Raw genomic sequence first — 25,858 nt, 5'->3', positions numbered from 1 at the left:
GAAAGCTTTGCAAGATGAGACGAGGCCCATCCACCAAAACTCCGCTCATCCCGGCGAATGCCGGGCCCCAGATCAAAGAACTCAGACCGTGGAAGTTGGCTGTTGGTGAATACGCTTCAGGCCGATGCGCCATACGATCTGGATCCCGGCATTCGCCGGGAAGAGCGGCTGGTTTAGCGGCTCTGATTTCAGCTCAAGTCACCCTGCTTTAGCCAAAGCCGCATGAAGACCGACCTCTCCGCCGCCGAGGCCCGGCGGATCGCCATCGCCGCCCAGGGGCTGACTGATCTTCGTCCACGCGGCGAGCCGCGGCGGCCGCATGTGCGCAAGCTGTTCGACCGGCTGGGGGTGGTGCAGATCGATTCGGTCAACGTGCTGGCCCGAACCCACTACCTGCCGGCCTTCTCGCGCCTGGGCGGCTACGACCGCGCCCACCTGGAGGCCGAGGCCTGGGGCAAGAAGCCCAGCCTGTTCGAATACTGGGGCCACGAATGCTCGCTGATGCCGCTGGAGCTGCAGCCCCTGTTCCGCTGGCGTATGGCGCGGGCCGAGGGCGGGGAGACCTGGACCGGCCTCGCCCGCTTCGGCCGCGAGCGGCGCGACTACATCGACAATATCCTGACCGAGATCGAGCGGCGCGGCCCGGTCACCGGCGGCGATTTCGCCGAGGGGCCGCGGGGCGCGCCCGGCTGGTGGAGCTGGAGCGAGGGCAAGCGGGCCCTGGAGTGGCTGTTCTGGTCCGGCTTCATCACCACCAAGACCCGGCGCGGCTTCGAGCGGGTCTATGACCTGACCGAGCGGGTGCTGCCGGCGCGCATCTCATCCCTGCCGACCCCGTCCGAGGCGGACGCCCACCGCCAGCTCCTGCGCATCGCCGCCGCGGCGCTGGGCGTGGCCACGGAGGCAGACCTGCGCGACTATTTCCGCATGCCCGTGGCCGAGACCCGCGCGCGGCTGGCGGAGCTGGTCGAGGCGGGCGAACTGACCCCGGTCACGGTGGAGGGCTGGCGGCAACCAGCCTATCTGCACCCAAACGCCAAGATCCCCCGCCGGATCGCCGCCACCGCCCTGCTCTCGCCCTTCGACAACCTGATCTGGGCCCGCGAGCGCACCGAGCGCCTGTTCGGGGTCCGGGTGCGGCTGGAGATCTACACCCCCGCGCACAAGCGCGAGCACGGCTACTACGTCCTGCCCCTGCTGCAGGGCCAAAGGATCACCGCCCGCGTCGACCTGAAGGCCGACCGCGCGGGCGGGCGCCTGCTGGTCCAGGCCGCCCATCTGGAGGCGGGCGAGAAGGCCGGCGCCGTGGTCCCCGCCCTGGCCGGCGAACTGGCCGCCATGGCCGCCTGGCTGGGCCTGGACGAGGTTTCGGTGAACGGGCGAGGCGACCTCGCCGCCCCGCTCGCCGACTACACCGTCCCCTCCGCCACCGCGTTCAGCCGCGCATAGGCGCCGCCCATCGCCACGAGCTCGCCGTGGCTGCCTTCCTCGACCACGCGGCCGGCCTGGAACACCAGGATGCGGTCGGCGTGGCGGATGGTCGACAGGCGGTGGGCGATGACGATGGTGGTGCGGCCGCGCATCAGGCCTTCCGTCGCCGTCTGCACCTCGCGCTCGGTCTCCACGTCCAGCGACGAGGTCGCCTCGTCCAGCACCAGGATCGGCGCATCGGCCAGGAAGGCCCGGGCGATCGCCACCCTCTGCCGCTCCCCGCCCGATAGCTTCACCCCCCGCTCGCCGACCAGGGTGTCGTAGCCCTGGGGCAGGCGCTGGATGAAGTCGTGGGCCCTGGCCCGCCGAGCCGCCAGCACGATCTCCTCGCGCGTGGCGCCGGGGCGGGCATAGCCGATGTTCTCGGCCACGCTGCGGTGGAACAGGGCCGGGTCCTGCGGCACCACCGCGATCGCCCGGCGCAGCGAGCCCTGGGTCACCTGGGCGATGTCCTGGCCGTCGATGCGGATCTGGCCGGCCTCGATGTCGTAGAGCCGCTGGATCAGCTTGACGAAGGTCGACTTGCCCGAGCCCGTCGCCCCCACCAGCGCCACCCGCTCGCCCGGAACGATGGCCAGGGAGAAGCCCTGGTACAGCGCCTCGGCCTGGCCCTGGTAGCGGAAGGTGACCCGGTCGAACACGATCTCGCCGTCGCCGGGGATGAAATCGTTCGCCGCCGCCTGGTCTAAGACCTGAGGCGCCTGGCGCATGAAGCTGGCCACGTCCTCGGCGTCGTCCAGGCCGCGCTGCATCATGCGCACGTTCTCGCCGACCGTACGCAGATAGCCGCTCATGATCAGGAACGAGGTGATGGCGAAGGCCACGTCGCCCGCGCTGGCCTCTCCCTTCGACCACAGCCAGACCAAAAGGCCCGAGAGGCCCGACAGCAGCACGATCAGGAGCACGTTCTGCAGCGCCCAGACGTTGAGGAACCGGGTCCAGGTGTTCAGCGCCGCTCGCTGCCAGGCGTTGCTGACCGCAGCCAGCCTGGCCTGTTCTCGGCCCTCGGCGCCGAAGCCCTTGACCGTCGGATTGGCGCTGATGGCGTCGGCCAGGGCCCCGCCGATGCGGCTGTCGAGCGCGATCGACTGCAGATTGGCCTTGCGCACATAGAACTGCACCAGGGCCACGTTGGAGCCGATGTAGAGCGCCACCACGCTCAGCGAGAAGGCGCCGACGATCGGCCAGCGCACCAGCATGCTCACCGACAGGCCCACCAGCACCAGGATGGCCGGCCCGATCCAGCAGATCACCGCGTCCGAGGCCTGGTCATAGCCCCACATGGCCCGGCTGACCTTGCGCACCGTCGAGCCGGCGAAGTTGTTGGCGTGCCAGTCGGACGAGAAGGACTGCACCCTGGCGAAGGCCTCGTTGACCATCTCCTCCATGTTGCGCGCCGCCAGGGGGTTCCAGAAGCGGAAGGAAGAGTTGCGGCAGACCGCAAAGCCCAGGTTCATGGCCACGAACAGGGCCCAGGCGCTCCAGACGAGGCCCATCCCGCCGGCATGGCGCGGTGCGGCGACCGCGTCCACCAAGCCGCGCGCGGCCCAGGGCATGGCCAGGTCGAAGGCCACCGAGGCCAGCATCAATCCGATCGCCGCAGCCAAAAGCCCGCGCCGCCGCATCCAGAAGCCGGCGATGAAGCCCAGCACCTGGCCGTTGGTCAGGGTTCTTCGGCGGATGTCGCCCGTATCGGCGTCGAAAATCTCGCTCATGACTTCGTCTTTCCCGGCCCGCGCACGGACCGGTCGGAGTCGTAGCGAGCCTTATGAATTCATTGTCGGGTGTACGGGACGGCGAGGATGGCCACGCCCGCACGCGCGTGATGAGCCGCTTTGGCGGCGCAATGCGCAAAGGGGGTCGGTCGGCGGGCCATGCGGTCATCCTCCTCCCGCCTCTCGGAACGGTCAAGGCGGGCCGGCGCGACGAAGTGATCGCTGCGGATGAGTGTCGCTCCAAAGTCACGCAGGGGAAAGGGCCGGGAGGGGACAGACGCGCGCCGCGACGCTAAGCTCGCGCCATGACCACCGCCCACCTGCCCGACGCCGCGCCGACCAACTGGGTGGACCGCCTGGCGCCGCCGCCCTTGCGCCCCTGGCTCAAGCTCGGCCGCTTCGACCGGCCAGTGGGGATCTGGCTTCTGATGCTGCCGGGCTGGCAGGCGATCGCCCTGGCCGGGACCATGCAGGGGCGCTGGCCAAGCCTTTGGCTGATCGCCGCCTTCGCCGTCGGCGCGGCCCTGATGCGGGCCGCCGGCTGCGCCTTCAACGACATCGTCGACCGCGACATCGACGCCAAGGTCGCCCGCACCGCTGCTCGTCCGGTCGCGTCCGGCCAGATCAGCGTCAGGCAGGCCTTCGTCTTCATCACCCTCTGCTGCGCCGCCAGCCTGGCGATCCTGGTCACCATGGGGCCGCTGGCCATCGGCCTGGGCGCCGGCTCGCTGCTCTTGGTCGCGGCCTATCCGTTCATGAAGCGGATCACCTGGTGGCCCCAGGCCTGGCTGGGGCTCACCTTCAACTGGGGCGCGCTCCTCGGCTATGCGGCGGCGACTGGCCGGCTCGGCCTGCCCGCGGCCCTGCTCTACGCCTCGGGCGTCTTCTGGACCCTGGGCTATGACACCATCTACGCCGTGCAGGACCTGGAGGACGACGCCCTGGCCGGGGTCAAGTCCTCGGCCCGCCGCCTGGGCGAACAGGCCGGGCGAGGCGTCCTGCTGTTCTACGCCGTCAGCCTGACCCTCGCGGCCAGCGTCGGCCTCGCCGCCCGGCTGGGCACGCCCTTCTACCTGATCGTCCCGCTGTACGCCGCCCACCTGCTGCGCCAGACCCTGAAGCTGAAGCTGGACGATCCGGCCGGAGCGCTGGCCCTGTTCAAGTCCAACCGCGACGCTGGCCTGATCCTGTTCGCCGCCCTGGTCGCCGGGCAGTGGAAGCCCTTGATCGATATCTTCGGCGTGCAGAACTGAAGCGCCAAGCCGCGCGTTGGACGAAGACGAGAATCGTTCGCGCTAGGTTTTGCGTTCCGCCCCGCTAAATTCCCCCGTCATGAGCGCCCCCGAGCCCGCCGGCCTGACCGTCGAAGAGAGCGCGGCCCTGACCCGCCGCATCACCCGCCTGTCGCTGGCGGTGGCGACGGTGTTGAGCCTGGCCAAGATCGCCGCCTGGATCAATTCGGGCTCGGTGGCCATGCTGGCCTCGCTGGCCGACTCTGCGCTGGACATGCTGGCCGCCGCCACCACCTTCTTCGCGGTCCGCTACGCCGCCGAACCGCCTGATCGCGAGCACCGCTACGGCCACGGCAAGGCCGAGGCCTTCGGCAGCCTGATCCAGGCAGGCCTTGTATTCGCCTCCGCCGCCCTGGTGGGGCGCGAGGCCGTCGACCGGCTGATGCACCCCGAGGCGGTGAGCAACCAGGTCCTGGACCTTTGGGTGATGGGCGCCTCTACAGGGCTGACCCTGCTGCTGGTCACGGCCCAGTCGCGAGTGCTGCGCCAGGCGCAGTCGGTCGCGGTGACCTCGGATCGCACCCACTACCTCGTCGACATCGCCGCCAACCTCGTGGCCTTCGCCGGGATCGGGGCCAGCATGGCGATCGCCAGTCCGGCGCCGGACGCCCTGGCCGGCCTCATCGTCGCCGCCTGGCTGGTCTGGGGCGCGGTCAGCGTGTTCCGCGGCGCCAGCACCGAGCTGATGGACCAGGAGCTGGATCGGGCCTCCCGCGGTCGGATCATCGAGCTGATGCGGGAAGACCCCCGCGTGCGCGGCGTGCATCAGCTGAGGACCCGCGCGGCCGGCCCCTACATCCACATCCAGATGCACTGCGACCTTGAGCCAGGCCTGTCGCTGATCGACGCGCACAAGATCATGGTCGCGGCCGAGAACCGGGTCTTGGCGGCCTTTCCCACCGCCGACATTCTGATCCATCCCGACCCGCGCGGCTTCGCCGAGCCGCACGGTGGACCCGGCTTCCACGAACATCACGATGGCGAGACGACCGTGTCGATCCATTGAAGACGCGGTAAACGATCCCTTAAGACGGCCCGGCGCTATTGAACGATAGCGACCGAAGAATGCGGGCCGAGTTTTTCAGATCATGACCGTCGAGCGCACCCTGCATCATTTTCCGCTGGACCCGGCCTCGCGCCAGGTGCGCCTGGCGCTGGGCGAAAAGCGGGTGGCGTTCCACGAGGTTGCCGAACGTTATTGGGAGCGCCGGCCCGAGCTGACCCGGCTGAACCCCTCCGGCATGACCCCCGTGCTGGTGGAAACCGACGGCGGCAAGACCCTGGTGGTCTGCGAGAGCCGCGCGATCCTGGAGCACCTGGAAGAGGTCACGCCCGAGCCTGAGCTGATGGGGCGCGACCTGGCCGAGCGGGCCGAGACCCGGCGCCTGCTGCAATGGTTCGACCGCAAGTTCGACTACGAGGTCAACGGCCTCTTGCTGCACGAGAAGATGGAAAAGCGCCTGCTGGGCCTCGGCGCCCCGGACCCGGCCAATATGCGCGCCGGCCGTGAAGCCTTGCGGGCCCATCTCGGCTATGTGGAAAAGCTGCTGACCGAGCGCGACTGGCTGAACGGGCGCCGGCTCAGCCTGGCCGACTTCGCCGCCGCCGCCAATTTCTCGGTGATCGACTATTTCGGCGACGTGCCCTGGACCGATTTCCCGGCCGCGCGCACCTGGTACACCAAGATCAAGTCGCGGCCCTGCTTCAGGCCGCTGCTGACCGACCGTTGGCCGGGCCTGGCCCCGGTCGCCCACTATGACGACCTCGATTTCTGAGCCCATCGAACGCCGGATCCGCGCCGAGGCCGAGACCCTGGGCTTCGACGTCTGCGGCTTCGCCTCAATCGAGCAGGCCTGGCCGGCGGCGGCGCGGCTGGCGGAATTCGTCGAGGCCGGCCGGCATGGCGAAATGGCCTGGATGGAGACCACCCGGGCGCGCCGCGCGCACCCGAAAGCCATGTGGCCCGGCGCTCGCTCGGCCATCGTGCTCGGCGTCAACTACGGTCCCGAGGCCGATCCGCTGGCGATTCTGGAACACCGCTCGCGCGGCGCCATCTCGGTCTACGCCCAGGGCGACGACTATCACGAGCTGATCAAGAAGCGGCTGAAGGCCCTGGCCCGCTGGCTGGTCGCCGAGACCGGCTGCGAACTGAAGGTGTTCGTCGATACCGCCCCCCTGATGGAAAAGCCTCTGGCCCAGAGCGCGGGCCTTGGCTGGCAGGGCAAACACACCAACCTGGTCTCGCGCGCCTTCGGCTCCTGGCTATTCCTGGGCTCGATCCTGACCGACAGCGTCCTCGCCCCTGACGCAGCGGAGACCGACCACTGCGGCGCCTGCCGCGCCTGTCTGGACATCTGCCCGACCGCGGCCTTCCCGGCGCCCTACCAGCTCGACGCCCGCCGCTGCATCTCCTACCTGACCATCGAGCATGCCGGCCCCGTGCCGCCCGAATTCCGGGCCGCGATGGGCAACCGAATCTACGGCTGCGACGACTGTCTGGCCGTCTGCCCTTGGAACAAGTTCGCCCGGGCCTCGCGCGAAATGGCGCTGCAGGCCCGCGAGGCCCTGAAGGCGCCGGCCCTGGCCGACCTCGCCCGGCTGGACGATGCGGCCTTTCGCGCCCTGTTCGCCAAGAGCCCGGTCAAGCGCATCGGCCGCGACCGCTTCGTACGCAACGTGCTCTACGCCATCGGCAATTCCGCCGACCCTGCGCTGGCCGAGACGGCGCAGGCACTGCGGGACGACGCCTCCGACGTCGTGCGCGATGCCGCGGCCTGGGCCGTGGCGCAGCTCGCGAAGCCGCGTGACGGAAAGGAGCGCAGCGTCAGCCTGTCACCCATAGCCCCCGGCTTACGTTGACACCGGCGAGGCCGCTGCTTAAGTCTCGCGCGCCATTTTCAGCGGTTTTTCGAGCGGGCTAGGGCTAAGACAGTCCCCAAGCGGCCGTTACGCCGCAAGCTCTATCGGACCCCCTTCGCATGCTCGGCTTCGCCAAAAAGATCTTCGGCTCCTCCAACGACCGTAAGGTCAAGGGCATGATGGCCAAGGTCCAGCAGATCAACGCCCTGGAACCCAGGTTCCAGGCTCTGTCCGACGCCGAGCTGAAAGCCAAGACCCAGGAGTTCAAGGACCGCCTGGCCAAGGGCGAGAGCCTGGACGACATCCTGCCCGAAGCCTTCGCCACCGTGCGCGAGGCGGCCAAGCGCACCCTGGGCCAGCGCCACTACGACGTGCAGATGGTCGGCGGCATGGTGCTGCACAGCGGCGGCATCGCCGAGATGCGCACCGGCGAGGGCAAGACCCTGGTCGGCACCCTGCCGGTCTATCTGAACGCGCTCGCCGGCAAGGGCGTGCACGTCATCACCGTCAACGACTACCTGGCCGCGCGCGACGCCGACTGGATGGGCCAGGTCTACCGCTTCCTCGGCCTGTCGGTGGGCGTGATCGTCAATGGCCTCAGCCAGGGCGAGCGCCAGCGCGCCTATCGCAGCGACATCACCTACGGCACCAACAACGAGTTCGGCTTCGACTATCTGCGCGACAACCTGGTCTATTCGGTCGCCGAGATGGTCCAGCGCGGCCACCATTTCGCGATCGTCGACGAGGTCGACTCGATCCTGATCGACGAGGCGCGTACCCCGCTGATCATCTCCGGCCCGACCGAGGACCGCTCGCAGTTCTACATCACCATGGACGCGGTGATCCGCGACCTGATCAAGGACCCCGACACCTTCGACCACGACGAGAAGCAGAAGCAGGTCCTGCTGACCGAATACGGTTCGGAAAAGATCGAGGAAATCCTGCAGGCCGCCGGCCACCTGGCGGAGGACTCCGCCGGCCTCTACGATCCGGCCAACATCTCGGTGGTGCACCATGTCAACCAGGCCCTCAGGGCCAACGTGCTCTACACCCTGGACAAGGACTACATCGTCAAGGGCGGCGAGGTGATCCTGATCGACGAGTTCACCGGCCGCATGATGACCGGCCGGCGCCTGTCGGAGGGCCTGCACCAGGCCATCGAGGCCAAGGAAAGGGTCGATATCCAGCCCGAGAACCAGACCCTGGCCTCGGTCACCATCCAGAACTACTTCCGCCTCTATTCCAAGCTCTCGGGCATGACCGGCACCGCCGCCACCGAGGCCCAGGAATTCAACGACATCTACAAGATGGACGTCAGCGAGATTCCGACCAACCGGGCGGTGGCGCGGATCGACTTCGACGACGAGGTCTATCGCACCGAACGCGAAAAGAACGAGGCCATCCTCAAGCAGATCGTCGAGTGCTATCTGAACCAGCAGCCGATCCTGGTGGGCACGGTCTCGATCGAGAAGTCTGAGACCCTGTCCGAGCTCCTCAAGACCCACAAGTACGAGGTGGACGGCAAGACCCGCATCGGCATCCCCCACCAGGTGCTGAACGCCCGCTTCCACGAGCAGGAGGCCAAGATCGTCGCCGACGCCGGCGTGCCGGGCGCGGTGACCATCGCCACCAACATGGCCGGCCGCGGCACCGACATCCAGCTGGGCGGCAATGTCGACATGCGCGTCGAGGATTGGCGACACCAGCAGCAGGGCCTGGGCATCGAGGTCACCGCCGAGGAGGTCCTGGCCAGGAAGGCCGAGATCGAGGCCGAGATCGCCGAGCGCAAGCAGGCGGCCCTGGCCGCCGGCGGCCTCTATGTGCTGGGCACCGAGCGCCACGAGAGCCGGCGCATCGACAATCAGCTCAGGGGCCGCACCGGGCGCCAGGGCGACCCAGGCGTCTCCAAGTTCTTCCTCTCCTGCGAGGACGACCTTTTGCGCATCTTCGCCGGCGAGCGGCTGGACGGGATCATGCGCACCTTCGGCGTCCAGGAAGGCGAGGCGATCACGCACAAGTGGCTGAACTCGGCCATCGCCACCGCCCAGCGCAAGGTCGAGCAGCGCAACTACGAGATCCGCAAGAACCTGCTCAAATACGACGACGTGGTGAACGACCAGCGCAAGGCCGTGTTCGAGCAGCGCCAGGAGTTCATGGAGGCCGAGGACCTGTCGAACGAGGTCCTGGAGATGCGCCGCGAGACCATCACCGACCTGGTGGTGCGCCACCTGCCGCCCAAGGCCTATGCCGAGCAGTGGGACGTGGACGGCCTGCAGGAGCGCGTGCGCGACACCCTGGGCCTGGAGCTGCCGATCAAGGACTGGGCGGCCGAGGACGGCATCGCTAACGAGGAGATCGAGGAGCGCATCGTCGCCGCCGCCGACGCCCGCGCCAAGGAGCGCGAGGAACTCCTGGGCCCTGAACAGACCCGCGGCATCGAAAAGAACTTCCTGCTGCAGATGATCGACCTGCAGTGGCGCGAACACCTGATGCACCTCGACCACCTGAGGAACGTCATCGGCCTGCGCGGCTACGGCCAGCGCGACCCCCTGAACGAGTACAAGACCGAAGCCTTCTCGCTGTTCGAAAAGCTGCTCCTGGACCTGCGCCAGAGCGTGACGCGCCTTTTGATGACCATCGAGTTCCGCTTCGAAGAGCCCCCGCCCCCCGCCCCGCCGCCCCGCGGCCTGGTGGAAGTGCACATGGACCCCCTGACCGGCCAGAATGAGCGCGGCCTCACCATCCCCGACGGCCTGCCGGCCGACCAGCGCGAAGCCCTGCCGGTGAGCGCCCTGCCGGACGGCTGGGAGCAGACCAGCCGCAACGCGGCCTGCCCCTGCGGCTCAGGGAAGAAGTTCAAGCACTGCCACGGGGCGCTGGTTTAGGGCGAAGTTACCTCCGACTGGCGAGACACGCTCGTGACTGCTACATCTGACTAGCTAGTCAGGAGCGCAGTCATGCCTAAATCCGCCGCCACAGCGCCGCCAGCCTGGAAGCTGGAGGACGCCAAGGCGCGTTTCAGCGAACTGGTGCGCCGGGCGCACGACGAGGGGCCTCAAGCGGTCACCGTGCGCGGCCGGCCTGCCGTTGTGGTTCTCGACGCCGGAGAATACGAACGTCTCGCTGGGCCGAAGCCAACCCAGTCCCTGGTCGAATTCCTTCAAGGTCTGCACCTCGAGGGACTCGAAATAGAGCGCGAGCAGGATTTCGGCCGCGAGACCGAGCTTTGAACGGCTGGCTGCTGGACACTAACGTCATCGCCTCGCTGTCCGCCGCCAATGGCGCGCCGTCAGTCATGGCCTGGGCCGCAGGCCAGGACGAGAGGCGGATGTTCATCAGCATCCTGACCCTGGCCGAGTACGATAAGGGGGTCCACCAACTCGCCGAAACCAATCCTTCCCGCGCCCGATACGCCGCAGCCCGGGACGCCATTGCGGTGCGCTTCGGCGCGCGGGTCCTCCCGCTCACCAATGCTGTGGTCCTTCGCTGGGGCGCCCTCGCCGGCCGCATCAGGCGCGGCACCGGCCAGCCTCCCTCGGTCGTCGACACACTGTTGGCGGCGACGGCCGTCGAGGCCGGCCTGTACTTCGTGACCCGAAACACCAAGGATGTGCGTCACTGCGGGGCGGCGGTGTTCAATCCCTGGGAGGATGATCCGGGCAAGTTTCCGCTGCTCGGCTGACGGGACAGGCGCAGACGGGGAGCATTCCTGGGGTCGGTATCCTGCCCCCGGAGCCGTCTTCCGTCCCGGGCTTGCTCACCGCGCGACCGCCCCTGGCCGGTCTGGCCCTACGCCGTACGCATATCGGTCAGCAAGCGTCCCGGCCAAATCGGCGAGATCGCAGGGGTCGGAGGCAAGCGGTTCCTTTCCTGAGACCGCCACGAAGGCGTCTCAGGTCGGCTGGCGGCTCAGCCCCCTCCCAAAACCATCAGGTTGACGCGCGCGCCCTTCGCTCCGACACCAGCAAGTCGAGGTTTGGCGGCGCGCTGACCGGGGAGAGAACACATGACCGCTCATAGCCCAGCAGCGGATTTCGAGCTTCACGAAACCGCCAAGGCGGCGGCGGCGCGAGAAGCCCCGATCGACTTTCTCAATCCCCTCGGCGAGCCCTCGCTCGTGCCGCCGGATTCAGTGCAATGGCGCGTGTTCCGCAACCCGGTCGCCCTGGGCGTCGGCGGAGTCGCCGCCGTGCTGCTCGAATTCGCCGATGCGCGGATCCGCAGCGGCGTGTGGGACCATTCGGTCTATCGGATCGATCCTATCGGACGCTCGAGACGGACCGGCGCCGCCGCCATGGTCGGCGTCTATGGCCCGGCCTCCGCGGCCCGGCGGGTGATCGCCGGCGTCAATCGCCTGCACAGCAAGGTTTCGGGCGTCACGCCCGACGGCCGGGCCTACAAGGCCCTGGAGCCTGAACTCCTGGACTGGGTCCACGCCACCGCCGCCTTCGGCTTCATGAAGGCCTATCACAGCTTCGTCCGCCCCCTGACGGACGAAGATCAAGCCAGATTTTTCTCAGAAGGCGTCTCCGTCAGCCAGCTCTATGGCGTGCGGCGCCCGGTCAGGTCGGAGGCCGAGTTCCTGGAGATGATGGCCGCCCTGGCGCCCGACTTCGAACCCCACTCGATCAATCTCGAATTCCTCGGCATCATCGCCTCGGGCAAGGCGGCGCCCAGCGCGCCCAAGTTCCTGCATCGCGCCCTGGCCAAAGGCGCTGTCTCGATCCTGCCCGACCTGGTTCGCAACAGGCTCGAACTCGGCGCGGAGTGGAACCTGACGGCGGCCGATCGCGCCGTCCTGCGCGTTTTCGGCCGACTGGCGGACACCATCCGGGATCGCAAGTCCCCGGCCTGGCAAGCCGCCGTGCGCATGGGGCTGCCCGGCGAATTCGCCTGGCTTCCCCCCGGGCGGCAATCGGAGATCCTGGCGCGCAGAGGATGAGGCGCGCCTGACCATCTTGCGATCGCCGATACCGACGCCGGCTCGAAACGCTATCAATCCCGACAGCTTGTGTGCGGCCTTCTCCGCGTCCATCGATGGATGACGGGTCGACCGCGCCCCAAGGAGATCAGATTTGAACCTGGACCTCACCGAAGACGACGTGGCCTTTCGCGACCAGGTGAGGGATTTTCTCGACGCGGCCCTGCCGCCGGATCTGCAGGAAGCCGGCCGGCGCGCTTCCAGCGTCTTCATGGACAAGACCTACAGCCTCGCCTGGCAGCGCATCCTGCATGAGAGGGGCTGGGTCGCGCCCTCCTGGCCGGTCGAGTATGGCGGGCCCGGCTGGACCGAGATGCAGCGCTATATCTTCGCCGCCGAATGCGCGCGGGCCGGCGCGCCGAGCCTGGCCCCGATGGGCCTGAAGATGGTCGGGCCCGTGATCATGGGCTTCGGAACGCCGGAACAGAAGGCCCACTACCTGCCCCGCATCCTGTCGGGCGAAGACTACTGGTGCCAGGGTTATTCGGAACCCGGCGCAGGGTCGGACCTGGGCGCCCTGCAGCTGCAGGCCGTCCAGGATGGCGACCACTATGTCCTGAACGGGACCAAGATCTGGACCACCCACGCCCACTGGGCGAACCGGATGTTCTGCCTGGTCCGCACCCGCCGGGAAGGCAAACCGCAGGCCGGGATCACCTTCCTGCTGCTGGAGATGGCGAGTCCCGGCGTCACGGTGCGCCCGATCATCACCCTGGCCGGCGAGCACGAGGTCAACCAGGTCTTCTTCGACAATGTCCGCGTCCCCCTCAGCGGCCGGGTCGGCGAAGAGAACCAGGGCTGGACCGTCGCCAAGTATCTCCTCGAATTCGAGCGCGGCGGCGGGGCGGCGGCGGGGCTGCGCGTGACCCTCGAACGCCTGGTGCGCCTCGCGAGCCAGGAACAGGCCGACGACGGCGGGCGCCTGGTCGATGAGCCGGCGTTCCGTCGCCGGCTGGGACAGGCGACCATCAGCCTGGACGCCATCGACATGACCGAGCGGCGAGTGATGGCGGCCCTGTCCGCGGGCGTGCCGCCCGGGCCGGCCTCGTCCATGCTCAAGATCCAGTCCACCGAGTTGATGCAGCAATTCGATGAGCTGTTCCTGCTCGGCGCCGCGCACTACGGGTCCCCCTATCAGCCCGAGGCCCGCCGGGCCGGATCGACGGTCGCGCCGATCGGGCCCGAGCACAGCCTGATGGCCCAGGCCCGCTATCTCAACAACCGGGCCGCCTCGATCTACGGCGGCTCGAACGAGATCCAACGCGACATCCTGGCCCACCGCACTCTGGGACTCTGACGCGGCCGACCCTGTCAGCTTCGACAGGTTGCGCGGGGCGGGATCGTCGGAAAGCTTGGCGCCCACACAGAGCAAGCCGCCGAACGGCGCCCCAGAGGGATGAAGACGCGCATGCAAACCTTAGTAGCAACGGCGCGCCGCGCCGCGTTGGCGCTCGGCGCTTCGCTGCCGGCGCTCATGGCGGCCACGTTCGCCCATGCGCAGTCCGCGCCGCCGGCCAAGGCCGCGTCGGCCCAGCCGGAGACCATCGAATCGATCGTCGTCACCGCCCAGCGCCGCGAAGAGACCGCGAACAAGATCGGCATGGCCATCCAGGCCTTCCGGGGCGCGGAGCTGACCCAGCTGCACGTGACCAGCACCAAGGACCTCAGCGCGGTGGCGCCGAGCTTCACCGTGTCCCAGGGCTATGAAGGCGTGCCGATCTATACGCTGCGCGGGATCGGCTTCAACACCATCAACCTGTCGGCCACCTCGACCGTCGGGACCTATACCGACGAAGTCGCCTATCCCTATCCGTTCATGAACACGGGGCCGATCTTCGACCTTCAGCGCGTCGAGGTGCTGAAAGGCCCCCAGGGCACGCTGTACGGGCGCAACGCCACGGCGGGCCTGATCGATTTCATCACCAACAAGCCGTCCGAAAGCTTCGCGGCGGGCGCCACCGCCGAGATCGGCAACTACCAGACCCATAACTTCGAGGGCTTCGTCAGCGGGCCGCTGATGCCCGGCGTCCAGGGGCGCCTCGCCTTCCGCACAGAGAACAGCGACGAGGGCTGGCAGGTCAGCGACACCCGCCCGGGCGACCGGCAGGGGCGTGTGAGCCGCTACGGCTGGCGCGCCTCGCTCGCCGCCGAACCGACCTCTAAGCTGCGCATCGACGCCTCGTTTTCCGGCTGGCACAACGGCTCCGACACCACCGCCGCCCAGGCGATCGGCTTCACGCCCAATACCGACCCCGCGGCCGGGGGCGCCTTCAGCCCGTTCAATACGCCGGGTCTGGCCGCCTACATCGCCAGCCATGCGCCGAGCAGCGATACTCAGGCCGACTGGGAGCCGGCCGCGCAACGCAGCGCCAACGTCGGGACCGGCACGGGCGTGGCAGGCCCCTTGCGCGAGAATGACGACTTCTACGCCGTCAAGCTGCGCCTGGACTACAGCCTCGGCGACAATGCGAAACTGGTCAGCCTGACCGGCTACAACGACCTGACCCGGCATGCGGCGTTCGACTGGAGCGGCGCGCCCTACGAACTCCTGGTGCAGCAGGTCGATGGGACCATCCGCTCCATTTCCGAGGACGTTCACCTCGAGGGCGACACCCGGCTCGGCCACTGGCTGGTCGGCGGCTACTACGGCCACGACTCCATCACCGACGGTGACCGGACCCTGCTGGGCGAGAACGCCAACGTCACCGCCATCCGGCTGCTCACCCTCTACGGCGGCGGCCCCATCCCGGCCGGGGGCCTGGTCGCCAGCCCCTTCAACACCTTCGGCTATACCGCCCAGGACGTCGCCCAGGCCTTCCGCACCTACAGCGACATCGGCGATCTGGACACAGACACCTGGAGCCTGTTCGCCAATGCGGACTGGCGCCTGACCGACGCTCTGAAGCTCACCACCGGCATCCGCTACACCGACGACCGCCAGACCTTCCGCGGATGCTCGTTCGCCTACAACGGCAACCTCCTGCCCACGGTGAACCTGTTCAACCGCTTCCTCTATGGACTGGTTTATGGCGGCGGGAACTTCCCCGCCGCGGTGCAGCCCAACGGCTGCGTCAGCTTCGACCCGCCGACCAACAGCTTCGGCCTGGTGCGCTCCAAGCTGGATGAAACCAACGTCGCCGGCCGCGTTTCGCTGGATTGGACCATCAAGCCCGGCGTGCTCGCCTATGCCGCCATCGCCCGGGGCGCCAAGGCCGGCGACACGCCGATCAACGCCGCCAATATCGACACGTCCGACGCGCCGGCCCGACAGGAGCTGCTGACCGGCTACGAAGTCGGGGTGAAGGCCCTGCTGGCCGACCGGCGGCTGCAGGTCAACGCCTCGATCTTCTACAACGACTACAAGGACAAGCAGCTCAGCGGCTACTTCGCCGACCCGATCTACACGGCGCTGGCGCGCTTGGTGAACATCCCGAAATCCCAGGCCTACGGCATCGACAGCGACGTGACCTGGCGGGTGACCCACAGCCTGACGGCCACCGCCTCGGTCACCTATCTGCAGACCGAAGTCCAGAAGTACGTCGGCATCAACGCCGCCGGCCTGCCGCAGAACTTCGCCGGCGCGCAGTTCCCGCTCAGCCCGACCTGGCAGACCAGCCTGACCCTGCTCTACGATCACCCGATCAACGATGCGATCGGACTGCAGGCGGCGCTCAACGGCCGCTACCAGTCCCGCTCGCACGCCGACCTGGGCGAGGATCCGCTGTTCGGCATCAAGGGCTATGGCCTGCTCAACGCCAGCGTGGGCATACATGCCCTGAACGACCGTTGGGAGTTCATGATCTGGGACCGGAACATCACCGACGCCTACTACTGGACGGCGGTGGCCAGCAACGCCAACAGCGTCGTGCGCTTCCCCGGCCAGCCGACCACGTTCGGCGCTTCGCTGTCGTTCAAGTATTGATCGTCTCCCGGGCCGCCGCTCAGGTACCCTCTCTCGCGAACTTGAGCGGTCGGCCCACAGCCGAACGAGGATCGGGGCAAGGCAAGGCGTGACGGAAGCCGAACTACCCGACCTCTGGAAGGTGATCGAGGCGGCCTGCGACGAGGTCATCGGGCTCGGCGAGCGCAACGGCCTGCCGTTCATCGCGGTCCAGAGCGACCTCGGCGACCCTGAGCCGATGCGCGATCAGCACGGGCGCGCCTATGGCGAGACGCGGTTCCGCTGGATCGAGTCGCGCGACGGCTATTGGCTCAACCGCCGGCTGGCGCTGGAGTCGCCGCTGCTGAACGCTGCCCGCCTGATCGCCGAGCCGTTCGGCTATTGCGAAGAGCGGCTGGTTTTCTGGCGCCCCACACGAGCCCTCGCCCGGGTCGAAGGCGTCAAGGACATCGCCGGATCCGGCGTGACCAGTGCGATCGTGGCGCCGATCCACCTGCCCGCCGGCGCCGTCGGCGCGGTGTTCTGGGCCAGCGAGACCGCCCTCGATGTGGCCGAGGTGCTACGCCGGGACGGCTTCGCCATGCAGATGGCGGCGCTGCGCCTGATCGCGGCGCACGCCGAAGCCCAGCTCCTGGCGCCGGCCGACACGCCGCGTCTCACCCGGCGGGAAGTCCAGTGCCTTCGCTGGGCGTCGAAGGGCAAGACCGATGCCGAGATCGGCATCATTCTCGATATGTCGGCCTCGACCGTGCGCTTTCACCTGCGCAACGTCGCCGTCAAGTTCGGCACGTCCGGCCGCATCCAGACCCTCTGCCGCGCCGTCGGCCTCGGCTTCATCGGCGCCCGGGCGCGGTGAGGCCTTCGGCGTCGGCCGGCGAATGGGGATCGAGCGCTGACGCAGGAGCCGACACCGCCGCATGGAACTCGGTGATCGCCGCATAGACGCCCAATCCGATTCCTTCGGCCAGCTGCTCCAACTCCAGCGCGTTGTGCGCGAGGAAGACCATGGCCGACTGGTCGATCGGGTCGGCCTGCCACCAGCCGCCAAAGGCGCCCGGCCAGCCGACGGTGCCGATCGCACCCTTGCACCGGACGGCCGACGCGTTGTCCGGGTCGAGCACTACGGCGACGCCCAGGCCGAAGCCATGGCCGGCGAAGAGCGGCATGCCGAGGAGGCGCGCCGACGCACGCTGAGCCTCGCTGAGCCGGTTCGCGGTCATCAGCGCCATCGTCTCGGGCTTCAGGATGCGCACGCCGTCCACGGCGCCCGCGCCAAGGAACAGGCGCGCAAAGGCCAGATAGTCGTCCGCCGTCGACCACAGGCCTTGGCCGCCGGACTGGAAGGTCATGCTCTCCGGGCGCTCAGCCATGAAGGAGCCGCCCGGGCCGCTCGTCCGCTCGGCCAGGCGCCCGCTGCTATCGAAGCCATACATCCTGGCGCGGCGGGGCCGCTGCTCACGGGGAACGTCGAAGCCCGTGTCCGTCATGCCCAGCGGGCGAAACAGCCGCCGCCTCATCACCTCGTCCAGCGGCGCATCGTCCATCCGGGCGAGCAGCAGGCCCAAGAGGTCGGTGGAGCAGCCATAGTGGAAGCCCGCTCCCGGTTGGTCGATCAGGGGAAGGGCGGCCAGGCCGGCGATCCAGTCGCCCGGCGAAGCATGGCTGTCGATATCGCCGCCGAGCGCCTCGGCATAGGCCCGGGCCAGCGGCCCGGTGTGGAAGTCGCCGTAGGTCAGGCCCGCGCGGTGGGTCAGCAGATCCTCGAACGTGATCGGCCGGTTGGCGGGCCGGGTCGCGTCCAGCGGTCCCTCCGGGTCGTTCAGCACCCGCATGTCGGCGAATTCTGGCGCCCAGCGGCTGATCGGTTCGTCGAGGGCGAAACGGCCCTCCTCGAGCAGCGTCAGGGCCACGACCGAGGTGACCGGCTTGGAAAGCGAGGCGATGCGGAACAGCGTGTCCCGCTCCATGGGCAGGCCGCCCGCGATGTCGCGCCAGCCCACAGCGGCGGATTGAACGATCCGCCCCGCTCGCCAGGCCAGGGTGACCGCCCCCGCCAGTTCCCCGGCGGCGACGAGTTCATCGAGCATAGCCTCCACAGTTCGATCGCGGGACATATGGAGCTCCATTCGCTAAATTCTCCTCTTATAAAATAATTTGAATATAAAATAATCAAGCATATTGTGCGAATCGATGCGCGCGGCAGCTTCGACGACCGGACCGGACCCAGGCTCACGACGCCGTAAGCCCAAGGGAGACAAGCGGGAGCGCACACGCACGGCCCTGCTGGACGCGGCGCTGGCTCTGACCCGGGAAAAGGGGTTCGAGCAGACGACGCTCCAGGATGTCGCCGAGCGCGCGGGAATGACCACGGGCGCCATCTACGGCAACTTCAAGAACCGGGACGAGCTATTCATGGCCCTGGCCGTGCGGCAATGGGCGCCCATTCGGCCCCTCTTCCGTCGGGGCTCCAGCTTCGCCGAGCTGATGCAGGCCCTGGCCGAGGCGGTGCTCGCCTCGATCCCGGACAGGCGGCCCGCCGCGGTCGGCGCGCTCACCTTCCGGGCCTACGCGCTACGCCATGAAACCGTGCGGGCGGCCTTCAGCGAAGAGCTGGCCAAGGGGCTCTCCTCAGGCGCGACCTGGATGCAGGCGGTCTTCGCGGCCGAGGACCTGCCGATGCCGGCCGAGATCATGGTTCGGGTGATCAACGCCCTCATCGAGGGCCTGCTGTTCCAGCGGTTCCTCGCGCCGGAGCTGACGCCCGACGAGGTGTTCTACGCGGCGTTCGCGGCGCTGGCGAACAAGCCCGCGTCCAACGACAGCCAGAAGCCACAAGCAACCTAGCCAGGACGATGCGCTGACGCCTCAATGGCAGAGCCCCGGGCCGCCTCGCAGCAGCCCAGGGCCGGCCGTCTCAGCACGCCTCAGCGGTCAGGCGGTTCCCGACGTGCCGCCACTGGGAACCAGGGCGCTGGTGACCGCGGCGCCCCAGCTGGAGGTCGTCGAGGTCGTCGGCGCGAAGCCGCCGCCGTGGCCGCCCATCGCCGCCGCGTTCTGCGCGAACAATGTGGTGGTGGCGGTGGCGGCGCTGACCGGCGGGTCATTGATCATGGTGCCGCCAGAGCCGTCGTTGACCAGCTTGAAGTTGCTGGTGACATAGGTCCCGATCAGGGTCAGGTGCTCGACCAGGGCGCCGTCGGTGATCGTCAGCGTGCCGCTGGTCCCATTCTGCACCCAAGCCGATGTCTCGCCAGCGCTGAAGGCGAAGGTGGTCAGGTCGATGTGATCGCCGAGCACAAAGCCCGAGATCTTCGCCGCGAACCCGCCGGTGTTGTACAGCTTCAGGTTCCCGCCGCTGCCCAGGAAGCCGACCGTCTGGCCCGCGCCGATATTGCCGTTGTCGATCACCAGGCCGCCGTTGATGGTCAGGCCGGCTGCGATATTGCCGCCGGACGAGACGGTGACGATGCCGCCGCTGTTGACCGTCGTGCCGCTGGCGACCCCACCGGAGAACACATACTGGTGCCCGCCGGATTGGACCAGGGTGTTGACCGCGATCGAGCCCGACTCGACGTTCTCGGCCGCTCCGCTGGAGAGGGTGGTGTTCACCCCCTTGCCGCTGAGGAGCAGGCTGTCGTGGCCGCCGCTGAGCACGATGGTCGAACTCGCGACGCCGCCGGAGATGGCATAGAGCACCCCGCCGGAGGAGACCACCTCGGCGATCCCGGTCCCGCCGGAGAGGCTCTGGAACCCGCCGCTGGAGATCTGCGTCCCGCTGGCCACCCCGCCGCCGCTGATGTGGGTGTGGGCGCCGGCCAGGATGATCGTGCCATTGGCCGTGGCCCCCGGGCCGACATACTGCACCGCTCCGGCCGACAAGGTGGTCCCAGTGGTTACGCCGCTGCCGCTGACGATTTCTGACGCGCCGAGGCCGCTGACGAAGGTACCGAAGGCCTGACCATAGACCGTATCGTGGGCGCCGGGGCCAATCTGCGCATTGCTGACCACCCCACCGGCGGAGACATATTCGAACCCGCCGCTGTAGGCGTAAGGCGTATAGGCCGTGGCGCCCGAACTGGTGGTTTCGAAACCGCCGCTTGAGATCAGCGTGTAGTAGGAGGAGCCGCCCGCCAGGATGGAGTCGTGCGCGCCTGCGAGGATGGTCGCCTCGTAGAGCAGGCCGCCGGAGTGCGTGTAGGCGATGCCGCCGCCGCTGATCACCGCGAATTCGTTGTAGCCGCCGGCGAAGGTGTGCAGTGTCCCGCCGCTGAGCACGTTGGCATAGACGAGGTCGACGATGCCGCCAGCCAGGACCGCCGTGCTGCCGACCGTCCGCGATGTCGCATAGGCGCCTGCGGACAGCGCCACGCCGGAGGGGACGGTCCGATTATAGATCTCCAGGCTGCCCCCGCTGCTGACAGTCCCGCCGAAGATGGAAGCGCCCGAATACAGAATCTCGTACCCCGCGCTCTCCACCGTGGGGCCGCTGACCACCCCGCCCGACGAGACATACTCGACCCCGCCGCTGCCGATCGTGGGGCTGGAGTCGACACCGCCGCTGGATACGACGGTGACGCCCCCGGCGCTGATCGTGTCGGCGCTGCCGATCCCGCCATTCTGGATATATTGGGGGCCGACGATCGCATTGGCATAGGACTCGCCATAAATGTTCTGGACGCCGGAAACCGTGCTGTATTCATCCACGCCGCCGGCATAGACGTTCTCGACACCGCCGACGCCGAGCGTTTGCCCGTAACCAAAGCCGCCGGATTCGATGTTTTCCACGCCGCCGGCGCTGATGGCCTCGTAGTAGGCGACACCATAGTTGGTGAGCACGCCGCCGCTCAGGATTTCACCAATCTGCTCGTAGGCGCCGGACGAGATCGTCTCGCCGCCGGCCGAAGAGATGATGGTGCCGAACGCAGCGCCTCCCGCAAGAACGGTTTCCAGGCCGCCGCTGCCGAGAATGGTCGCGCTGGCGGCCCCGCCGGACAGGACCTCAACCAGGCCTGCGCCATAGGCATAGCTGGACATCGTGGTCCCGCCGCTTTCGACAAACTGGAAGGAGGGACCGCCATAGACGACGTCGCCGTAGGTGGCGCCGAAATTGGATTGGACACCATATATGGTGGTGTACTCGTCTTGGCCGCCGGAATAGACGGTCTCGACGCCATAGGCGCTGATGGTCTGCGCATAGGCCAGGCCGCCGGAATAGACGCTCTCGATCCCGCCCGATTCAATCGTGTCGTAATAGGCGGCGCCGTCGACGTTGAGAAAGCCGCTGGAATAGACGTAGGAATACTCGTCGAGCCCGCCGGAATAGACGGTCTGGGCTCCCGCCGAGACGATCGTCGTCTGATCGGAAAAGCCGCCCGAAGAGACCTGTTCGTTCCCCCCGCTGCCGATATAGGAATAGCTGGTGGCGCCCCCGGACAAGACCTCGGACAGGCCGGCGCCGTAGAGCGTGTCGCCGACCGCTACGCCGCCGGCCTCGACAAACTGGAACGATGGTCCGCCATAGACCGTGTCGCCGTAGGTCGATCCGTAGACGTACTGGCTGCCATAGATGTTGCTGAATTCGTCCAGGCTTCCCGTTTCGACAAATTGGTATCCGCCGGCGGATATGGTCGAATACTGCGTCTCTCCTCCCGAGAGGATGACCTCTTCGCCGCCGCTCAGAACGGTGGTGCTGGTTATGTTCTGGCCGAAGGATACGTACTGGACCTGGCCTGAGCTGACGATGGTCATTCTTTTGCCCCCGACATTCGAGTTGAGCGAGACGCAAGGGCCAGACGTCGGCCAGATAAAGATCTGAAACTATGACATAGGTCACAGTTGCGCCCCAATGAAGCTAAGCTAACTCTATCAGTCACGCTTTGAAAGAGCGAATTGCTTCAAATAGTAACGACGTTATATCTTGAGCTTGACTGTACACCGTATTAAATCAACCACAGATGGTGGCTGCCATCGTGAATCAGCGAAAGCGAGCTGCGGTGAGGCTCATACGCCAAAGCCCTGGGCTGCTTCGCAGCAGCCCAGGGCCTGGCCGTTCAATTCTACCGCGCAGGGATCAGACTGTGGCGCTCGAAGCGCCTCCGCTCGGGACAAGGGCGCTGGTGACCGCGGCGCCCCAGCTGGAGGTCGTCGAGGTCGTCGGCGCGAAGCCGCCGCCGTGCCCGCCCATCGCGGCCGCGTTCTGGGCGAACAGGGTGGTCGTGGCGGTGGCGGCGCTAACCGGCGGGTCATTGATCATGGTGCCGCCGGAGCCGTCATTGACCAGCTTGAAGTTGCTGGTGACGTAGGTCCCGATCAGCGTCAGGTGCTCGACCAGGGCCCCGTCGGTGATCGTCAGCGTGCCGCTGGTGCCGTTCTGAACCCAGGCCGAGGTCTCGCCGGCGCTAAAGGCGAAGGTTGTCAGGTCGATGTGGTCGCCGAGCACAAAGCCCGAGATCTTCGCCGCGAACCCGCCGGTGTTGTACAGCTTCAGGCTCCCGCCGCTGCCCAGGAAGCCGACCGTCTGGCCCGCGCCGATATTGCCGTTGTCGATCACCAGGCCGCCATTGATGGTCAGGCCAGCCGCGATATTGCCGCCGGACGAGACCGTGACGATGCCGCCGCTGTTGACCGTCGTGCCGCTGGCTGTCCCGCCGGAGAACACATACTGGTGCCCGCCGGACTGGACCAGGGTGTTGACCGCGATCGAGCCCGACTCGACGTTCTCGGCCGCTCCGCTGGAGAGGGTGGTGTTCACCCCCTTGCCGCTGAGGAGCAGGCTGTCGTGGCCGCCGCTGAGCACGATGGTCGAACTCGCGACGCCGCCGGAGATGGCATAGAGCACCCCGCCGGAGGAGACCACCTCGGCGATCCCGGTCCCGCCGGAGAGGCTCTGGAACCCGCCGCTGGAGATCTGCGTCCCGCTGGCCACCCCGCCGCCGCTGATGTGGGTGTGGGCGCCGGCCAGGATGATCGTGCCGTTGGCCGTGGCTCCCGGGCCGACATACTGCACCGCGCCGGCGGACAGGCTAGTCCCGCTGGCCACGCCGGACCCGCTGACGATCTCGGACGCCCCAGTTCCGCTGACGACCGTCCCGTAGGCCTTGCCATAGACGGTGTCATGGGCCCCCGGACCGATCTGCGCATTGCTGACTACGCCGCCGGACGAGACGTACTCGAAGCCGCCGCTATAGGCGTAGGGGGTATAGGTCGTGGCGCCCGAGCTGGTGGTTTCGAACCCGCCGCTGGATATCTGCGTATAGGCAGCCGAACCGCCCGCCAGGATGGAGTCGTGGGCGCCCGCCTTAATCGTCGCGTCGTAAAGGTAGCCGCCGGACTGAACATAGGCGATGCCGCCGCTGTTGACCGTGGCGTAGTAGTCATAACCGCCGGAAAGGGTCTGCAGCACCCCGCCGCTGAGCACGTTGGCATAGAAGAGATCGACGGTGCCGCCGGGCCGGATGGCCAGGTTGCCGACGTTCCGCGAAGACGGGTAGACGCCGGCCGACAGCGTCACCCCCGCGGTGACGTCGCGATTGAATATCTCCACGATGCCGCCGCTGCTGACGACGCCAGCTGCGGCCGCGCCCGAATACAGGATCAGCACGCCGCCGCTGCCCACCGTCACGCCACTAACCGCACCGCCTGAATAGACGTACTCATAGCCGCCGCTGCCAACCGTGCCGCTGATGTCGAGGCCGCCGCTCGACACGGTGGCGTAGCCGCCGCCGTTGATCGCGTCGTAGTAAGCGACCCCGCCGCTCTCGATATACTGGTAGGCGTCGACGCCGGTCACCGTGTCGGCATAGGCCTCGCCGTAGTCGTACTGGTAGCCGGAGATCAGGCTGTACTCGTCCACGCCGCCCGCAAAAATCGTCTGCGAGCCGAAGCCCGCGACGGTTTGGCTGTAGGTGAGAGCGGCCGACCCGATGGTCTCGGTGCCGCCGGACCCGATCGTGTCGTAGTAGGCGTAGCCATAGACGGTGAGCGAGCCGCCGGACTGCACGTTGGAATATTCGTCGCCCCCACCGGCGGCGACATATTGGGCGCCAGCCGAGTAGATTGTCGTGCTGCTGGCGATGCCGCCCGCGGAGACGGTTTCACCGCCGCCGCTGCCCAGCGTCGTAAGGTTGGTGACGCCGCCCGAAGACACGACGATCGCGCCAGCGCCGTAGGCGTAGCTGTAGGTCGTGGACCCGCCGCTCTCGACATATTGCCAGGCGGGGCCGCCGACGATCGTGTCGTCATAGGCCGATCCATAGTCGTATTGGTAACCGGATATGACGCTGTATTCGTCCACCCCGCCGACGTTGATGGTCTGCGACCCGTAGCCCTGGACGGTCTGTTGGTAGCCGATACCGCCGGACGCGATCGTCTCGACGCCGCCCGAGCTTATGGTGTCGTAATAGGCGATGCCATTGTTGTAGAGCGAACCGCCGGAACTCACATTTGTGTAATAGTCGGCGCCACCTGAATAGACGTATTGGTTGCCAGCAGAATAGATGATGCTGCTGATCGACTCACCACCCGCGTACACGCTCTCCCCACCACCGCTGGCGAGCCTGGTGACGCTGGTGAGCCCGCCCGACGACACCACGGTCACGCCCGCGGCATAGTCGTAGCTATAGGTGGTGATGCCGCCGCTCTCGACATATTGGTAGGAGGGGCCGCCGACCACCGTGTCGTCATAGGCCGATCCGTAGACGTGCTGGATGCCGGATATGGTGCTGTATTCGTCCAGCCCGCCGGAATAGATGGTCTGGGAGCCGTAGGCGGCGACGAGCTGTTCGTAGGACAGGCCGCCGGAGAAGACGAACTCGTTCCCCCCCGAGCCGACGGTCCCTAATTCGGTGGTGGCGCCGCTTTCGACATAGTCGTAGCCGCCGTTGAACATCGAGTAGACTAAGCCGAAGTTCACCAGATAGCCGCCGGCGGAATTGACCGAATAGTCGGCCTCGCCTCCAGGATAAACGTACTGTTCGCCACCGCTTAGAATGACGGTGCTCGCAATGACCTGGCCGGACGAAACGTACTGTACCTGACCGGAGCTGACAGTAGTCATCTCGATGCCCCCAATTCATGAAACTGCGTGAGACGCGTGAACCAGATGTGCGTTAGGTAAAATTTCCTAGCTATGACACGGGTCACAGTTGTGCGCCAGTTGAGATAGAATATCGCCGCAGGAAGCGCTTTGAAAGATGGAAACATTAGAAATAGTAACACCGTTATATCTCAAGCTTGACTGTACACCGTATTAAATCAACCAAAGATGGAAGGATCGCGCGCGAAATGGGCGAGAAGCAGCCGCCAGCGCCTCGACCGCGCAGCGCAGGTTGTAGTCGCCTCGGCTGGAAAAAAATCGTGTAGTGACGCGCCGAAGCCGCCTCGCCACAGACGACTTCGCCCACCTGGAACAGCGGATCACGCGGCTCGTTTCCTGAAATCGCCGAGACGCAGGCCCGAGTCAGAAAAGGTCGAAGCGGAAAGGACCCAAAACTCCACTCCTCCTGGCGAACGCTGAAAACCGCGCCCATAGGGCTGGAATTTGGGGTTTTAGCTTTCAGCTTACTGTGAGCCGACTGCGCGTCGCTATCTGGACCCCGAAACTCTTCGGCATGATCGCCGA

17 protein-coding genes are annotated in these 25,858 nt (G+C 67.3%); 13 read left to right on the top strand and 4 right to left on the bottom strand.

Annotated features, from left to right (window positions below; translation table 11 throughout):
• The first annotated feature begins 222 nt into the window (after nucleotides 1–222).
• Nucleotides 223–1,449, top strand: a complete 1,227-nt coding sequence (locus KCG34_RS20095) for a winged helix-turn-helix domain-containing protein (RefSeq protein ID WP_211937380.1) — start codon at nucleotides 223–225, stop codon at nucleotides 1,447–1,449.
• Here KCG34_RS20095 and KCG34_RS20090 read toward each other — a convergent pair.
• Nucleotides 1,410–3,206 carry an ABC transporter ATP-binding protein gene (locus KCG34_RS20090; protein ID WP_211937379.1) on the bottom strand — a complete coding sequence of 599 codons (1,797 nt, stop codon included), beginning with the start codon at nucleotides 3,204–3,206 and terminating at the stop codon, nucleotides 1,410–1,412. The two genes, KCG34_RS20095 and KCG34_RS20090, sit on opposite strands and share 40 nt — an antisense overlap.
• A 305-nt stretch (nucleotides 3,207–3,511) precedes the next feature.
• Between KCG34_RS20090 and ubiA the strand changes: the two genes are divergently transcribed.
• From ubiA to KCG34_RS20035, 11 genes are all read left to right on the top strand, one after another.
• Complete coding sequence (gene ubiA, locus KCG34_RS20085; protein ID WP_211937378.1) at nucleotides 3,512–4,459, top strand: 4-hydroxybenzoate octaprenyltransferase; 948 nt, start codon at nucleotides 3,512–3,514, stop codon at nucleotides 4,457–4,459.
• Between the two features lie 79 nt (nucleotides 4,460–4,538).
• The gene (locus KCG34_RS20080; RefSeq protein WP_211937377.1) at nucleotides 4,539–5,504 is read left to right on the top strand and encodes a cation diffusion facilitator family transporter; all 966 of its coding nucleotides are present in this window, start codon (nucleotides 4,539–4,541) and stop codon (nucleotides 5,502–5,504) included.
• Between the two features lie 82 nt (nucleotides 5,505–5,586).
• Nucleotides 5,587–6,273: an FtsZ-binding protein FzlA gene (gene fzlA, locus KCG34_RS20075; protein WP_211937376.1), complete on the top strand. Its 687-nt coding sequence runs from the start codon at nucleotides 5,587–5,589 to the stop codon at nucleotides 6,271–6,273.
• Nucleotides 6,254–7,357 (top strand): tRNA epoxyqueuosine(34) reductase QueG, encoded by a 1,104-nt coding sequence (queG, locus tag KCG34_RS20070; protein ID WP_211937375.1) that lies wholly within the window; start codon nucleotides 6,254–6,256, stop codon nucleotides 7,355–7,357. Before fzlA ends, queG begins: the two co-directional genes overlap by 20 nt.
• 119 nt (nucleotides 7,358–7,476) lie before the next feature.
• Nucleotides 7,477–10,242, top strand: a complete 2,766-nt coding sequence (secA, locus tag KCG34_RS20065) for a preprotein translocase subunit SecA (RefSeq protein ID WP_211937374.1) — start codon at nucleotides 7,477–7,479, stop codon at nucleotides 10,240–10,242.
• 72 nt (nucleotides 10,243–10,314) lie between these two features.
• Nucleotides 10,315–10,587: a type II toxin-antitoxin system Phd/YefM family antitoxin gene (locus KCG34_RS20060; RefSeq protein WP_211937373.1), complete on the top strand. Its 273-nt coding sequence runs from the start codon at nucleotides 10,315–10,317 to the stop codon at nucleotides 10,585–10,587.
• On the top strand, nucleotides 10,584–11,039 hold the full coding sequence (locus KCG34_RS20055) for a type II toxin-antitoxin system VapC family toxin (RefSeq protein WP_211937372.1): 456 nt from the start codon (nucleotides 10,584–10,586) through the stop codon (nucleotides 11,037–11,039). The genes KCG34_RS20060 and KCG34_RS20055 overlap by 4 nt, the downstream gene beginning before the upstream one ends.
• Nucleotides 11,040–11,363: 324 nt before the next feature.
• Entirely contained in the window at nucleotides 11,364–12,299 is a 936-nt protein-coding gene (locus KCG34_RS20050; protein ID WP_211937371.1) for an oxygenase MpaB family protein, read from the top strand.
• Nucleotides 12,300–12,432: 133 nt separating this feature from the next.
• Nucleotides 12,433–13,635, top strand: a complete 1,203-nt coding sequence (locus KCG34_RS20045; protein ID WP_211937370.1) for an acyl-CoA dehydrogenase family protein — start codon at nucleotides 12,433–12,435, stop codon at nucleotides 13,633–13,635.
• 111 nt (nucleotides 13,636–13,746) lie between these two features.
• Nucleotides 13,747–16,260: a TonB-dependent receptor gene (locus KCG34_RS20040; protein ID WP_211937369.1), complete on the top strand. Its 2,514-nt coding sequence runs from the start codon at nucleotides 13,747–13,749 to the stop codon at nucleotides 16,258–16,260.
• Between the two features lie 88 nt (nucleotides 16,261–16,348).
• Nucleotides 16,349–17,095 (top strand): helix-turn-helix transcriptional regulator, encoded by a 747-nt coding sequence (locus KCG34_RS20035; protein WP_249138095.1) that lies wholly within the window; start codon nucleotides 16,349–16,351, stop codon nucleotides 17,093–17,095.
• Here the strand turns inward: KCG34_RS20035 and KCG34_RS20030 are convergent.
• Nucleotides 17,073–18,353: a serine hydrolase domain-containing protein gene (locus KCG34_RS20030; RefSeq protein ID WP_211937368.1), complete on the bottom strand. Its 1,281-nt coding sequence runs from the start codon at nucleotides 18,351–18,353 to the stop codon at nucleotides 17,073–17,075. The genes KCG34_RS20035 and KCG34_RS20030 overlap by 23 nt on opposite strands.
• Nucleotides 18,354–18,429: 76 nt before the next feature.
• On the opposite strand from KCG34_RS20030, the gene KCG34_RS20025 reads away from it, so the two are divergent.
• The gene (locus KCG34_RS20025; protein ID WP_211937367.1) at nucleotides 18,430–19,083 is read left to right on the top strand and encodes a TetR/AcrR family transcriptional regulator; all 654 of its coding nucleotides are present in this window, start codon (nucleotides 18,430–18,432) and stop codon (nucleotides 19,081–19,083) included.
• An 87-nt stretch (nucleotides 19,084–19,170) separates the two neighbouring features.
• On the opposite strand, the gene KCG34_RS20020 is transcribed toward KCG34_RS20025, so the two are convergent.
• Both KCG34_RS20020 and KCG34_RS20015 read right to left on the bottom strand, forming a co-directional pair.
• Entirely contained in the window at nucleotides 19,171–21,987 is a 2,817-nt protein-coding gene (locus KCG34_RS20020; RefSeq protein ID WP_211937366.1) for an AIDA repeat-containing protein, read from the bottom strand.
• A 322-nt stretch (nucleotides 21,988–22,309) separates the two neighbouring features.
• Nucleotides 22,310–25,294, bottom strand: coding sequence for an AIDA repeat-containing protein (locus tag KCG34_RS20015; RefSeq protein ID WP_211937365.1), 2,985 nt, complete (start codon nucleotides 25,292–25,294; stop codon nucleotides 22,310–22,312).
• Nucleotides 25,295–25,858: the final 564 nt, after the last annotated feature.

This window comes from Phenylobacterium montanum, from assembly GCF_018135625.1.
Lineage (GTDB): Bacteria > Pseudomonadota > Alphaproteobacteria > Caulobacterales > Caulobacteraceae > Poindextera > Poindextera montana.
The sequence above is the reverse complement of the archived record's forward strand: the minus strand, read 5'-3'. Positions and strand labels throughout refer to the sequence as shown.

Excerpts from the sequence above, each read along its gene's own strand:
- KCG34_RS20060 (WP_211937373.1), top strand. The coding sequence starts at position 10,315 with ATGCCTAAATCCGCCGCCACAGCGCCGCCAGCCTGGAAGCTGGAGGAC.
- KCG34_RS20025 (WP_211937367.1), top strand. The coding sequence starts at position 18,430 with ATGCGCGCGGCAGCTTCGACGACCGGACCGGACCCAGGCTCACGACGC.
- fzlA (WP_211937376.1), top strand. The coding sequence starts at position 5,587 with ATGACCGTCGAGCGCACCCTGCATCATTTTCCGCTGGACCCGGCCTCG.
- queG (WP_211937375.1), top strand. The coding sequence starts at position 6,254 with ATGACGACCTCGATTTCTGAGCCCATCGAACGCCGGATCCGCGCCGAG.
- secA (WP_211937374.1), top strand. The coding sequence starts at position 7,477 with ATGCTCGGCTTCGCCAAAAAGATCTTCGGCTCCTCCAACGACCGTAAG.
- KCG34_RS20050 (WP_211937371.1), top strand. The coding sequence starts at position 11,364 with ATGACCGCTCATAGCCCAGCAGCGGATTTCGAGCTTCACGAAACCGCC.
- KCG34_RS20015 (WP_211937365.1), bottom strand. The coding sequence starts at position 25,294 with ATGACTACTGTCAGCTCCGGTCAGGTACAGTACGTTTCGTCCGGCCAG.
- KCG34_RS20090 (WP_211937379.1), bottom strand. The coding sequence starts at position 3,206 with ATGAGCGAGATTTTCGACGCCGATACGGGCGACATCCGCCGAAGAACC.
- KCG34_RS20095 (WP_211937380.1), top strand. The coding sequence starts at position 223 with ATGAAGACCGACCTCTCCGCCGCCGAGGCCCGGCGGATCGCCATCGCC.
- KCG34_RS20020 (WP_211937366.1), bottom strand. The coding sequence starts at position 21,987 with ATGACCATCGTCAGCTCAGGCCAGGTCCAGTACGTATCCTTCGGCCAG.
- ubiA (WP_211937378.1), top strand. The coding sequence starts at position 3,512 with ATGACCACCGCCCACCTGCCCGACGCCGCGCCGACCAACTGGGTGGAC.
- KCG34_RS20080 (WP_211937377.1), top strand. The coding sequence starts at position 4,539 with ATGAGCGCCCCCGAGCCCGCCGGCCTGACCGTCGAAGAGAGCGCGGCC.
- KCG34_RS20030 (WP_211937368.1), bottom strand. The coding sequence starts at position 18,353 with ATGTCCCGCGATCGAACTGTGGAGGCTATGCTCGATGAACTCGTCGCC.
- KCG34_RS20040 (WP_211937369.1), top strand. The coding sequence starts at position 13,747 with ATGCAAACCTTAGTAGCAACGGCGCGCCGCGCCGCGTTGGCGCTCGGC.